The organism is Arthrobacter sp. MA-N2 (assembly GCF_000517125.1).
Lineage (GTDB): Bacteria > Actinomycetota > Actinomycetes > Actinomycetales > Micrococcaceae > Arthrobacter > Arthrobacter methylotrophus.
The window spans coordinates 170,322-183,954 of sequence record NZ_KI912157.1 but is presented as its reverse complement, the minus strand read 5'-3'; the positions used below and the strand labels follow the sequence as shown (position 1 = coordinate 183,954).

Genomic DNA, 13,633 nt, shown 5'->3' with positions numbered 1-13,633 from the left:
GAAAGACCTCGCCATCCTGATCGGCTCCAGCCATTCCCCACGAGCAATGACTTCCTCACCGCAATCGATGCCATGCAGACACACAGTGATTGCGATAATTTCAGTGGAAAGCCGGCTTTACGGAATTGGGCGTGGTTGACGGTTACCGTCATGTTCGGTGGCCGCCGGCTTCTCCCACCCAACTCGGAGGGCCCGCTGCTGCTACCGGAGGGCCAGCTCAGCCAGGGCCGCAACACACCCCCAGCCTTTGATGCCGGGGGTGCAGCAGCTGCGGGAGCCTATGAAGGCTGCTGTATGAGCTGTTGAGGCGCTGCTAGCTGTTGGATATGAACGGTCGCCGCAGGGGTCACGGGTGCGTCGGTGCCGAGTTCACCTTCGATGACGGTAATGACGGCGGAGAGCGAACCGTTGTCGGCGACGTGCTGTTCGTAGGTGCCCCAGCCAAGGCCGTGTGACCAGAAACTGGTGAAGTCGCCATCTGTTGCCGGAGCGAAGGATACTTTTCTCTTCGAGAGATCGACGTTAAAGCCGGAGTAGGCGGTCAGGAGTGCATAACTCGCCAGAGATCTCGCATAGTGGTGCCCCGCCTCGTTCTCACTCCAGGGGTTGCGTAGGAAGCCATCCTGGCGTGCGCGCACTCGGTCAACGATGGCCTCGGCTTCGTCCATGAACCCCTCGTAGACGAGGCTTGCGGCCACTTGGTATTCGACCCCGGTCCAGATCTCGTCGCTGTAGCCGAAGGGGAAGCGAGGCCGACCCCCGTCCGGCCAGCTGCAGAGGACGAGCCCGGCTTCGTCGTTGAGCGCGTACACGCGCTGGACGGTGTCCACCTGGCGCATTTCCTCGCGGAGGTTGGATCGCACGATCGTCTGTAGAGCAGTTCGGACGTGGTCTTCCGGGAGCACATGGCCCAGCCCGGTCACGTGTGCGAGGAACTGGCCGAGAAGCTGGTCAGAATGCACGCCCTGGCCGAACTGATAACGGTGCGAATCGACGTCTGCGAGGTCCTGCACATAGTGGGAGCCGTTCCAGCATAGTGCGTCGAGGTTCTCACTGGAGATGCGCGCCTCCGCCTCGTATTTCGCCGCGCTCTCCTCATCTCCGATTCCGTGGGCCATTTCGGCGCCTGCGAGCAGTGCGGCGACCATGAGGGTGCCCATCATGCCGTTGGCGCCGTAGAACTCGATGTCGTAGGTGTTGCTCTGCTGGGCATCCGGAACCAGATCCCCGTCGGTGTCCCACGTGCGTTTGGCGTATTCGATGGCGCGCTGCACGCCGGGCCACACGTCGGCGAGGAAGGCGTCGTCCCCGGAGAGGCGCCATTCGCGGCACGCACGGACGATCGAGCCGAGCTGGCCGTCGGCTGCGGGGACCATGCGCCATCGCTCCTCGCCGAGGGTCTGCCGGGAGCGGAAGGGGAGCGCGCCGGCTTCGTCGGTCTCAATCATAAACTCGACTCGCCGCATCGTCTGCTCCAGACGGGGGAAGAGGAAGGCGACGCCCTGGGCGTAGTTCCATACGTGGTTAACGTTCCCCAGTCCACAGCCGACGTGGTCGCGGATTCCTTCCCACCCGTAGAAGTTTCCGTCCTCCAGCCAGAAGCAGGTGTGGCTCCGTATGACGGTAATATTGGCGGCTATTGCTTCGACGACGGCCTGCGGCAGTGATGAGCGATAGATAGCTTCGGTAAAGTGGCGGGATCGGGTGTCGAGTTCCCCGAGCCTGCCGATGAGGTCTTTCAGCGCCGACCAGGCGTTCTCATACACGAGCGCGTAGTGGTTGCGGATGATCGGGTAGGCGCCGGCAGCATGGCGCTCCAGATCAGCGTCTACTTCGATCCAGCCCTTGGGTCGGTTGGGGACGTGCCAGGTGAACGCAAACTCGAACGATTCGGTGCGCCCCGCGGCGACCTCCTTGGGCACGGCAATGGAGCCTATCTGCTCGCGCAGTCGGAGGTAGCTGAAGTCGTAGAAGTTGTCGAGTTCGGAGCCCGGAGCTTCTACCGAGTGGAAGAAGTCGAGTTCGCCGTCACTGCGGAAATCGTCCCAGAAATCCTGGGCGTTGTCGGTCCACTGGCCCTTCAGCCACTCGGGCCGGTAATTCGCGCCGTGCTCTGTGGTGGCGAACGCCAGAGTTCCATATTGCTCCGACCCCGGGTCGTCCGTGGAAGTGTAGTAAAGCCCTACGAGGCCATTGTCGTCGCGGAGCTCGTTCTTCGGGTCGCCGCTGAGCTTGAGGTTGCCGAAGACGTCGTAGCCTTGGAAGCCCAGGGCGTTCGTCAGCGAACCGACCACGGAGACCTTCAGGTCCTCGGAGGTCAGGTTGGTGACGTGGTAGCGGATCACGGCTCCGGGGATCCCTGAGGCCTCCTCGTCCCCGGGCACGAACGGGGTGAACGCTTCGAGGACGACGCTCACCGGCATGTCGGGAGACGTGAGTTCGACGAAGACGTACGGGTAAAGGGACCACATCCTCGAGGTACGAAAGCGCCGCAACCCTGCCAGCTCCCCATTGAAGTAGCCGTGGGACTTGGCATGAGGACCGACCAGTTCCGCCTCGAGCACGGCAGTGTGAGTCTCTCCGTCTGGGGACTCGGTACGGATAGCGAAGAAGGTAAAGGGCATGTAGTTGCCCTTGCCCGGCCAGTTGAAGATCTCCCAGTCCCGCAGCTCGCCGCGGGCACCTACGGAGACGTTGCCCGTGCCGATCCCGCCCAGCGGGAATGCGGCCTGGGTTGCTGTCTGCGGATAACTGCGCACGCGATCGGCTAGGTCGCGCCAGTCAGTGGTGTTCGTCATGTAATCTCCTGAGTTTCTTGAAGGGTTACGTGCGCTCCGCCCACGCCGGGGCATGGGCGGAGCGGCCGTTCATTCGTGCCCGCAGCTGGCGCGGGCCACGAAGGTTGGAGGTACGAGGATTGTCTCGTGGGGTCGGGTCGGGGACGCGATTCGCTCGAACAGCAATTGGACGGCGAGACGTCCCAGCTCCTGGGTGGGCTGCGCCACGACCGTGACCGGCGTTTGGAAGAGAGCGAAGCCCGGCATGTCGTCGAATCCGACGACCGCCACGTCTTGTGGGATGCGGAGGCCTTCCTGGATCAGGGAGGCCATAACGCTCGTGAGCATGATCGCGTTCACGCACACGTATGCAGTGGGTTGCGGGTGTGCGGAGAGGGCGAGAGCAGTCACAGCGGGACCGATTGTTTCGAGTGTGTGACTAACGCCGATAGTCTCTCCGAGCTTGCTGCCGGCAATGATGAGGGTGGCGTCAGGGACAGACTTCACGATCGCGCGCATGGTCTCCAGCCGTTCACGGCTCGGCGTCGCCACCGTGGTTCCTACCACTGCAGCGAAATGCCGGTGTCCGTGCCGCAGCAAATCGTCCATAAGGAGCTGTGTGGCCTTCTGGTTATCCAGCAGAACGCTGTCGACCCTGGCGTCTTGCAGGCGTCGGTCGAGCGTGACCACGGGGATGCCGGCACGCTCGAGGGGCTCAAGCGCCGAGTAGCTCTCAGTTGCGGGCGAGATAATAAGTCCTGCTACACGTTCCTCGATGAGGAGGTTGATGTACTTGCGCTCCTTGGCCAAGTCCTCGTCAGAGTTGCAAATGTTCAGTGCGAAGCCACGTTCGGCAGCAGCGTTCTCGACGGATCGAGCCATCGAGGCCACGGAGGGGTATTCGATATCGGAAACGATCAGCCCGATGGTGTCCGCCTTCTGGCGGCGTAGCGTCCTCGCCGCACGGCTGCCCCGATAGGAGAGCTCCTGCGCGGCCGCGAGGACGCGTTCCCGGCGCTCATCACTGACCGCGCCGGCTCCGCTGAGCACGCGGGAGACCGTCGCCGTGGAGACATCTGCCATGCGGGCAATTTCAAGATAGGTCAAGGGGGCTCCTTTCAGTGGGTGGGCGGTCTTAGCAATCGATGGGTTGCTGTGCCGGGACGGTCACTTCAGTGCGCCCGCGGCCAGTCCGCGCTCGAAAAGCCGCTGCAGGCAGAGGTAGGCAACGATCTCCGGGATCGCAGTGACGACTGCGGCGGCCAGAACCTTCGTCTGGTCGTTGTTGAACTGGCCTATGAAGAACTGCGGCACCAGGGTCACGGTCTGAGACGCCGGGTCCTGCAGGAACACCAGTGGCAGCAGATAGGCGTTCCATGAGGTGATCAGCGTCAGGATGACGATGGCGGCAGCGATGGGGCGGGTCAGGGGGAGGACGACGTCCTGGAATGTCCGCCAAGTGCTCGCTCCGTCGACGCGGGCGGCCTCGATGAGTTCGCTTGGGATGCCATCCATGAAGTTCCGGGCCAGCAGGACGGTGAAGGGGATCTGCAGCGCAGCGAGCGGCAGGATCACCGACCAGAAGGTGTCGTAGGCGCCCATTGAAGTCGCCGTGGCGAAAAGTGGGGTAAGCAGTACCACTTCCGGAAGCGTAAGCGCCGCCAGCAGCGTCCAGAAGTAGATCTCCCGCCCGCGGATGTGCAGTTTGGAGAATCCGAACGCTGCCAGCATGCTGCAGGCGCAGACTATGATGATGACGCCGGTCGCGATGATGGCGCTGTTGCGGAAGAATTCGGGCAGCAGCGGAATCGACAGCACCGTGACGTAGTTGTTCCACCCGGTTCCGGCGAGGGAGCCCTCCACCATGGCTATTAGGGGGAAAACGAAGGGCAAGACAAGGAGGGTGGTCACGATTTGGAGGACGAGCCTTCCGCGCAAGCTGCGAGTCTCAAACATTCCGTGCCCCTTTCTCGCGGCCTGCAGTGTTGAAGACGATGGCGACGCCGACTGCGAGGATGAGCAGCACCACCGAGATGGCAGCACCGTAGCCGACCTCGGACTGCGGCACGCTCACCCGGTAAATGAGGGTGCCCAGGAACTCGGTCCCATAATTCGGTCCTCCCCCGGAGACGAGGTAGGGGATGTCGAACGTCTTAAGGGAAGCGATCGCGCTCAGCGTGGCCAGGGTGACAGTGGTGCTGCGCACGGCCGGCCAAATGATGCTGAGCAGGATCCGCAGGTTGCCGGCACCGTCGATCCGCGCTGCCTCGAGGACCTCTCCGTCGATCTGGCTCATCGCGGCGAAGTACAGGATGAAGGCAATTCCGGTCGACTGCCAGATCTGGATCGAGATGATCACTGCCAGCGCCGTCTCCGGCTGGGCCAGCCATGACTGGGCCAGGCCGCCTAATCCCAGCGCCTCGAGCATGGAATTGAACTGCCCTTGCGGGGCGTAGATCTGACGGAAGACCGGGGCCATTGTGGCCGGGGCGATCACTACCGGTACGAACACGAGGACCTTGTACAGAACCGTCCATTGAAGTCGGGAGTGGAGCAGAGCGGCGAACACCAGACCGAGCACGATTTGTGCGGCCGTGGTCGCGGCAAAGAAGACGGCGGTATGCCCGAGTGCTTTCCAGAACACTGCGTCCCCGACGAGCTCGGCATAGTTCCGCAGGCCGACGAAGTCCTGCTCGTCGCTCACACCATCCCAGTTCAGGGTCGAGATGTATCCGGTGTAGCCGATGCAGTAGTAGATCAGCACTGCGGAGACGATCAGTGCTGGGAGGATCCACGGCAGGCCTGAAGGCCTGGCTCGTCGTGGGATGCCAGGTTTTCGCCCGATCGGGGTTCCGATCACGCCCGGGCCCCTCCTGGCCGGGAGGTCACGCGATGCAACGGGAGCCTCTCGTGCATGCTCTTTCGTCAAGCTGGGCCGACCACTTGGGCCGTCTGCCTGGTGCAGCCGGTCAGCCATGGCTCTTGTTGGCCTCGTATGCCGCCTGCAGGGCGGCCGCAGCCTGTTCGGGCGTCGACTGGCCGCCGATGACCGCCTGGTTGGCTGTGACTAGTGCTTGGATCATTGCCGCTGGCAAATTGGCCTGGCGCGCCTGATCGACCTGGTTCACCCGCTGTCCCAGTGCCTTGAGTGCCGGCTCCTGGACGGCCGGATTCACCAGCGAGTTCGTCGACCAGTCGGTCGACACGCTTTCCAGGGCCGGGTAGTCCGTGAGGTGATCGGCGACGATCTGCTGACCTTCCTTCGTTGATGAAAGCCACAGCGCGAAGGTCGTCGCGGCATCCTGCGCCTTGGAGCGAGCGTTGACAGCCAGCGCATAGTCGGGATCCCCGAACAGGTTCGGCTTGTTGCCCTTGCCTGCTACGTCTGGAAACGGGACTGGCGTCATAGTGATCAGCGGGGTGTCGGAAGGAACACCGGCGGCCGCCACAGCCGCTTTGAGGGCAGGCTGGGTTGTGTACTGCTGGTACCAGCTGCCCATCTGGACCATCGGCACCTTACCGGAGAGGAAGCCATTGTTCGCGTCCGGATACTGCTTGATGCCCACAGCTCCCTCGTCGAGGATGCCGTCGGTGCTGAGCTGCTTGAAGATCGAGAACGCCTGAACGATCGTCGGGTCGGTCCACTTCACCTCGCCCACGGTCGCCTTGGTAAATGTGCCCGGCTGGATGCTATCAGAGATGGAGTGGAGTGTGTCGATGTCGAACCCTGGCTGGCCGATGCCCTCTTTTAGGCACCCCATCCCGTTCGCGCGGAACACCGAGCATACCCGGGCCCACTCCTGGAGGGTGGTCGGCGCCTTCAACCCGTATTTGTCGAAGAGTCCCTGGTTGATCCAGAGGAATCCCGAAGCGATGCGGCCGACCTGTGCTGCTTTGAGCTTGCCGCTCCCATCCGTGAACGCCTTGACTCCGGCTGTGTAGAGACCCGAATCCCAGCCGTCCCCGCGAAGTTGCTTCATCGTCGAGGTCAGGTCGAGGGCATTGGCCCCGAAAGTGCCTACGTCCCCCGTCGCTCCGCCCGCTGCGACGTCGAAGACATCGGGGCCAGATGGTGACGCCAAGGCAGGGCGGAGGGCCGAGTTGTAGTCGGCGTCCTGGATCTTCTTGAACTCCACCTTAATGTTCGGGTACTGCTTGTTGAACGCGGCGATCTCCTGCTGCGCCTCACTGTCATCCGGCGTCCATCCCCACCACTTCACGGTGCCGGAGGTGGCCGTGCCGGATGCCCCCGTCTGGGCGCTGCTGCAGCCGGACATGGCGGCCACGCTGATGAGGGCTACTGCAGCTGCTGCCAGCCCGCGTGCCCGAAGAGCCTTGGAAGGGAACAACGTTGTCTCCTGTTGCTTGAGATTTTTCCTTGGTGTGAAGGAAAAATGTAATGGATTACATTCTGCGGTGCATGCCAATATCGCATTCCTAGGCTCTCGGGTCAACAGCGCTATGCCATCAGAATCGAATATTCCGATTTCGGAGCTGAGGCTCCTTCATCTCAAGGCCCAAACGCGGGCAGCCGACCTCCCATTCAGAACCAAACCGGGTCCTGACGTCAGAGACTGCGGTCAGCGGCCCGAAACCCCACATGAGTCGCAAATTCCGGCACGTCCGCGAGCAGCTTTACCATTCTGGGCGGGTGGGCGCCCAGCCGGCGGACGGTCATGGCTGCGGCCTTGGTCGCCGTGAGGCCTATGGCTTCCAGTACGGCCGGTGCGAGCCCGTCCGTTCCCCCACTGCGCCCTCCAAGTGTCCGCCCGCCCGACCCCCAAGCGGGTTCAATCAGTTCCGGGGCAGACTCCCTTTTCAAAGCACAAATTACCTCCCAAAAGAGGTATCTTGGTCCGCCTACATTCCAGCCGCCAGGTCGGAGACCTCAGCGGGAGTTCAACCGGAGCGAGCCCAAGCTCCACGTTGCCTATCGCCGTCACCCACAAACGCGCCCATGGCGTTCTGGTTAGGGATTTCGCCTCTTATGGTCCTCCAGCAAATTTCCGAATGCCGATAGTTTGCCTTCCGTCTAGGCAAGGACGGCGCCGGCAGGGGAGCGGTTCAATTGACCAGGGGTTGCCAGGATCAGCCCTAAGGACCGTCCCGGAAGAAGGTAAAGGTATCCGGAGCCCTACCGTCAGGTTCGGGTGTGCCCCAACCCGACGAACCTCTTAGCCAGTGTGCTAGGTTCTCGGACCTTGCGCACCGGCCAGGTACCCATCGGAGGTTCGAGGCAGAACGCGACGCAGCGCCATCCTCCGTTGCCCCGGCCCACCCGAATCCTGATGGGCCGAGACCGACTTGGACAGGATCGCTGTGGGGGAATGAGGCTTGGGACGCACTCCAATGTCACATGGTGTCTCGGGCTGTGATGATCTGGACTCCCAGAAGCGGTAGGATCACCGCTCCAGCTCGGCGACCGCTCGCTGGGCATGCAAGACGCATCTACGAGGCGTCGTCGGCCCTTCAGGTCTCCATGCTTACCGGTGGAACCGTATGACCGCGGCCGAGGTCGGTGGAACGCTCAGCGCGAGCTGGCCCCGGGCATCGGGGCTGAGCGGAGCCCACTTTCCTTGCCAGGGGCGCTGTTAGTGATCGCTTCACCTCCGATCATCGCCGTCTCCGATGAAGGATCTCCTGGCTCACCCGCTTCGAGGGTGAGAAGGGCTGCTTCGGTCCACCCGAAGTTTCGGCGTTCGATATTTACTCGCGCATTGGTGGGGGCACCATGGGTGGCGGATTCAAGTGGTCGTTGCAACACGTTCTTTATGTTGCTGATTCTTCCAGAATCTGGTCCAGGGCTTGTGCGGGGGTTTTCCAGCCGAGGGTTTTGCGTAGGCGCCCGTTGAGTCCGGCGGCGGCGTAGTCGAGGTCTTCGGGGGTGACTGTGGTCAGGTCCATGCCTTTGGGGAAGTACTGGCGCAAGAGCCCGTTGGTGTTCTCATTCGTGCCGCGTTGCCAGGGCGAGTGCGGGTCGCAGAAGTAGACTTCGGCTCCCGTGGCGATCTTGACGCGTTCGTGGATGCCGACCATTTCCGCGCCTTGGTCCCAAGTCAGGGAGCGGCGCAGCTGGGCCGGCAGGGTCGGCAGGGTGTCTTCGATGGCGGCCAGGACCTGCTCGCCGGTGTGTCCGTGAGGCAGGTGCAGGAGCATCACGAAACGGCTTGTGCGTTCCACGAGCGTCCCGATCGCCCCGGTGCCGGGGGTCCCGATGATGTAGGGTCGGGCCGGGGCGCGGTGCCAGGATTGCTCCCGGCCCGTTTCCCCGACCCGCCCTCCGCACCGGACATGCGACTCTCATCGCATCCGGCGCTCCACGGATAGCCACTCCTTAGGCGGCGCTGGCCCACGGTGTCGGGATGTTTGATGCTCGCCACCGGTACCGTGTGATGGGTATCGTCGCGGTGTCGAACATCGTGATCCCGTTGACCTCTGGTTGGTTTCCGGGCCTTCCGGTCAGGAAACGCCGGTAAAGGTCCCGCCACGTGATTCCCGGGTGTCGTTTGTGGATCCATTGGGTGACCCGATGCCACGCAAACGCATCAAGATAACCAAAGGTCGCTTTAGAGACCCCGTGGCGGAAATAGTTGCACCATCCCCGCAGGACCGGGTTGAGCCGGCCCAGCAGATCCGCCAACCCATGGTGTTCTGATCGACGTGTCAGCGCCCGCACTTTCCCGAGAATCGACAGCAACGATTTCTTGGACGGGTAGGTGTAGACGCTCATTTTGGTTGTTCCTTTCCTTCGCCGCCGCTGGATGCGGAAACCGAGAAAGTCGAACCCCTCGTCCAGATGGCAAATCCGGGACTTGGCAACGGAGATCTGTAACCCCAGCGGGGCTATTACCTCCGCGACTTCGTCCCAGAGCGCGTCTGCGTGGGCTTTGGTGCCAGCCACCATGATCACGAAGTCATCCGCATAACGGATGATCCGATAGGTGGCCCCGCCCCGCTTCCGGTGTGCTTCCCTACGGTACGGGCTGCCATGGGCATCCCATTTAGCGCAGAAATGCTCGTCCAGCACCGACAAAGCGATGTTGGCCAGAAGCGGTGAGACGATTCCACCCTGCGGGGTGCCGGTATCGGATTCCCTGACCTTACCGTCACCGGACATCACGCCCGCCTTCAGGAAACGACTGATCAGGGACAGGACCCTTTTATCGGCGATACGCTTGCGCACCTGCTCCATCACCGCAGAATGCTTCAGCTCGTCGAAACACGCCTGGATATCGGCCTCAAACACCCAGTGATAGTTACGGGTGCCCATGGCGTGTATCTCGGCGATCGCGTCCTGGGCCCGGCGTCTGGGGCGGAAGCCATAACTTACCGGCTTGAAATCCGCCTCGAATATCGGTTCCAACACCAATGCCAAGGCTGCTTGCACCACCCGGTCCGCCGCAGTCGGGATACCAAGTCTGCGCAGTTTGCTGCTGCCCGGCTTCGGGATCAGACGCTCCCGTACCGGCAGCGGGGCAAATGTGCGGGACTTCAACTGCTCCCGTACCTGCCCGAGAAACTCCACAACCTCGGCACCCTCGGCGATAAGCGCCGGGATGAGCCGGTCAACACCGGCGGTGCGTGCACCCTTGTTCCCCCTGACCCGGCCCCACGCAATGGTGAGGAAATCCGGGTCGCAGACGAGGTTAAACACATCGTCAAAAAGGCGGTCGGAATCTTTGACCGCCCAGTGGTGCAGTTTCGTCTGCATCGCACGTACCCGCACGGCCGCCCCCTCAGGGGAAGGCCATATCAGTTCACCGGTATTCACCAGTGCCTCCGTTCCTGCAGTAGCTACTGCGTCATATCCGCTGGGGTCCTTCGCCATGTGCGGGGCTTTCCCCCGCTCGGACTACTACGACCCCTCCGCCCCACCGTGCCGCCGTCGACGGACAACGCATCAACCCGGACCTTGCCGTCTCTGGCCGAGACGCCGAAGCCGGGAGCCGCACGGTGGTTCCCACGTTCACTGTCAACCGATTGGCGGGTTAGGTGCCCAGCTATGCCCCTGCGATATCGCCACGGCTACGCCGCAGGCCTTCACCGTGGCCTCCACTGCCAACGACCTTAACCAACAGCGGAGTTGCCAACACCCAGTGGGTATCGGTGCGCATCGCAGACCAGCCCATATCCACCGGATTGGAGCTGGCGGGAGACTTGAGAAGCTTTTAGCACTGGTTCCTCGCGTACACCTTCCCGCCTTGCTTGCCGGACCCGGACCATCCGGTAGTACTGGCCCGTCCCGGCGTTGTCGGGGCTGCTTGCCACCCTCACCGGCGTTTCCCGGTTCAGGCTGCCCCCAGCTTCGTCATGCTGCTGCGACAGCACAACGGCGAAGGTCTTCCACCTCCGCTCGGTAAAACAGCGCCTCGTGGCGCACCAGGTCCCCTTCCCAGTGGCCTGGCACTGCCCGGTCATCGGCCTCTGCCGGGCGTTCGCTGATCAGCAGCTCTTTCGGGACCCGGGGCCGGCGCATCCCGGGTCGTTTGTTCGGTTGCCGCACCGCCCTGCCGGTGCGCAGGGCCGCGGCGAGCTCTGCCCGCAGGCCGCCGCGGCCTTGGATGTAGATGCACTGATAGATCGTCTCGGGGCTGATGCGCATGCTCTCATCATCGGGGAAATCGATTCGCAGCCGGGCACTAATCTGTTCCGGGGACAACCGTTCCCGGGCCGTCAGCATCCCGGCGACATACAGGGCCAAGGCCTCGTTGACCGCCAGTTTCCGGACCTTGGGCCGGCGGGCCTGCTTCTGGGCCCTGTTCTGCGCCACGGACGCAAGATACGGGCGCCTGCCCCCGTTGCGGCTGTTCCGGGTCAGCTCGCGGCTGACCGTGGACGGGCTCCGTCCCAAACGCCGGCCGATCTCGCGCACCCCGCGACCCTCTGCCCGCCACACACCGATCAACTCGCGTTCATCGAAGGACAAAAACCGCCCGCACGCGGGCTCAATCGAAGGATCCACCCCACCATGCTGACGGACAATCCTGCTGGCAGTGCCCTCGGAGAACCCCGCAACACCTGCCGCGGCCTCATCAGAAAGACCCGACGACCGCGACGCCCAAAACACCCGCACAACCTCACGCAAAACCTCAGGCCGACCAACACGCACCACAACACCGCCCAATCACTCAGGTGTTGCAACGACCACTTGAACCCGCCGACCATCGTTGTATGAATCCGTGCGGTTCAATCGTCTTGCAAGCCACCGGATGCAAGACAAGCCGACAAGACACCCCGGGCGCTGCAGGCGCCTAGCAAATACCCGGCCGGAAATATCTTGCTACCGTGTATCACAACTTCAAGTTGGAATGTCTGTATCCAACCGCTGTTGCAAGACATGAATGGGGCCGGGCATGAGCAAAACGATCGGCTACGCCAGAGTTTCCAACAAGGCGCAAGCCACCGACCGGCAAATCACTGACCTCATCGCTGCAGGGGTCCGCCGCGATGACCTCTATGCTGATCACGGCGTCAGTGGAGCCAGAGCCCACCCCCCCGCACTCGACATGCTCAACCTCGCCACTGAGCTGCGCCGGAGGCAGATCAACCTGCGCGTCCTCAACCTTGGCGGCGGAGACGTCGATACCGGCACCCCCATGGGCGCGATAGCCTTCACCGTCATGGCCGCCCTGGCGCAAATGGAACTCGACATCAAACGCGAACGCATCATAGACAGTGTCAGCAAACGCCGCGCATCCGGCAGAGACCTCGGCGGCCGCCGAAGCACCTTCACCACCAGCCAGATCGAAAACGCCCGCCCCCTCATGACTTCCCGGCGGCCAGGCCCGATGAACAAATCAAATGTCGTGCCGCAGCAGCCCAGCTCCCGCTGGCAGCCCGCTCGGTCCTTATTCGCATGAGCCCGAGTGGCAATAATCATCCTTGGCTATGACGGTCGCGCGACCTCCTTGGCGATGCCTTTGACAGACGCAACGAGTTCGTTGATCCGTGCGTCAGTGGCGAGACTCTTCAGAATCGTGACACTAATCCCGTAGATTCCTACGTCCGCAGGTATTTCAGGCACGGCCGCAGCAACGCAGAGAATGCCTTCAGTGGTCTCTTCGTCATCGATTGCGTAGCCTCTATCTGCGATCTCCTCGAGTTCTTCAAGCAGTTCAGGTATAGCAACCTTGGAGTGCCGTGTTCGTGCAGGAAGGGGTGACGCAGCTTGCAACCGCGACATGCGGTCATCGGGCTTCAACGTAGCTAGCATGGCCTTACCGAGGCCTGTACAGTTCGCGGGAAGTCTCAGACCGACCTTCGAGGCAATCCGAATCGCTGTATTCCCGTCGTGTTTTGCCAAATATACGACTTCAGTGCCGTCAAGGGTCGCAAGCTGGACCGTTTCGGCGATTGACGCATCGACGCCCCGGAAAAGGTCCGTGAACCTTCGCAGAGGGTCCAGGGAGCTGAGATAAGCCTGGCCCAGCTCAAGTAACCGTGGGCCCAAAAAGAAGCCGTCGTCCGTCTCGATGACAATGCCGCTCTGACGCAGGGCCGCACAGATATTCACGGCGGATGATCGGGGCACCTGGGCTTGAGCCGCCAAACGCCCCACACTGACCGCGGTCCCCTGCGACTCGGCCAATACTTTCAGGATTGCTTCGGCACGTAGCACTGCCGGCGACGGCACTGCGCTTGACCAGCGTGCGCCGCCACGATCTAAATGCGATATCTGTTCCATGCGTTCTCTTCGTTGATCCTAATTCATATGGCAAGCGGACGTATCAATCTAGGTTTTCGATGGTTGAACCGATGAAAGATGATCGGTGTCATTGATGCATGGATGCCCGATGGTTCAACCTCTGGATTCGGCTCGATCACGGAACAGGTAGGGCCCTGATACAGGAGTGTGG

At 62.3% G+C, this 13,633-nt stretch carries 8 protein-coding genes and 2 pseudogenes; 1 reads left to right on the top strand and 9 read right to left on the bottom strand.

The window, feature by feature from the left end; all coding sequences use genetic code 11:
• Window positions 1–278: 278 nt before the first annotated feature.
• The 8 genes and pseudogenes from A3M3_RS26590 to A3M3_RS26575 all read right to left on the bottom strand — a co-directional run.
• Window positions 279–2,798, bottom strand: coding sequence for a GH116 family glycosyl-hydrolase (locus A3M3_RS26590; protein WP_051423506.1), 2,520 nt, complete (start codon window positions 2,796–2,798; stop codon window positions 279–281).
• 69 nt (window positions 2,799–2,867) lie between these two features.
• Window positions 2,868–3,884, bottom strand: coding sequence for a LacI family DNA-binding transcriptional regulator (locus A3M3_RS0122445; protein WP_028268182.1), 1,017 nt, complete (start codon window positions 3,882–3,884; stop codon window positions 2,868–2,870).
• Window positions 3,885–3,944: 60 nt separating this feature from the next.
• The gene (locus tag A3M3_RS0122440) at window positions 3,945–4,733 is read right to left on the bottom strand and encodes a carbohydrate ABC transporter permease (RefSeq protein WP_028268181.1); all 789 of its coding nucleotides are present in this window, start codon (window positions 4,731–4,733) and stop codon (window positions 3,945–3,947) included.
• Complete coding sequence (locus A3M3_RS0122435; RefSeq protein WP_028268180.1) at window positions 4,726–5,637, bottom strand: carbohydrate ABC transporter permease; 912 nt, start codon at window positions 5,635–5,637, stop codon at window positions 4,726–4,728. Before A3M3_RS0122435 ends, A3M3_RS0122440 begins: the two co-directional genes overlap by 8 nt.
• A 109-nt stretch (window positions 5,638–5,746) precedes the next feature.
• Window positions 5,747–7,126, bottom strand: coding sequence for an ABC transporter substrate-binding protein (locus tag A3M3_RS26585; RefSeq protein WP_051423505.1), 1,380 nt, complete (start codon window positions 7,124–7,126; stop codon window positions 5,747–5,749).
• Between the two features lie 1,420 nt (window positions 7,127–8,546).
• Window positions 8,547–8,996: pseudogene (locus A3M3_RS26580) on the bottom strand (IS30 family transposase); the annotation flags it as partial.
• 115 nt (window positions 8,997–9,111) lie between these two features.
• The gene (gene ltrA, locus A3M3_RS0122420; protein WP_051423503.1) at window positions 9,112–10,605 is read right to left on the bottom strand and encodes a group II intron reverse transcriptase/maturase; all 1,494 of its coding nucleotides are present in this window, start codon (window positions 10,603–10,605) and stop codon (window positions 9,112–9,114) included.
• A 549-nt stretch (window positions 10,606–11,154) separates the two neighbouring features.
• A pseudogene (locus A3M3_RS26575) lies at window positions 11,155–11,901 on the bottom strand (IS30 family transposase); the annotation flags it as partial.
• 229 nt (window positions 11,902–12,130) lie between these two features.
• Between A3M3_RS26575 and A3M3_RS26570 the strand changes: the two are divergent.
• Window positions 12,131–12,637 carry a recombinase family protein gene (locus A3M3_RS26570; RefSeq protein WP_051423501.1) on the top strand — a complete coding sequence of 169 codons (507 nt, stop codon included), beginning with the start codon at window positions 12,131–12,133 and terminating at the stop codon, window positions 12,635–12,637.
• A 26-nt stretch (window positions 12,638–12,663) separates the two neighbouring features.
• Here A3M3_RS26570 and A3M3_RS0122405 read toward each other — a convergent pair whose 3' ends face one another.
• Window positions 12,664–13,461: an IclR family transcriptional regulator gene (locus A3M3_RS0122405; protein ID WP_081737019.1), complete on the bottom strand. Its 798-nt coding sequence runs from the start codon at window positions 13,459–13,461 to the stop codon at window positions 12,664–12,666.
• Window positions 13,462–13,633: the final 172 nt, after the last annotated feature.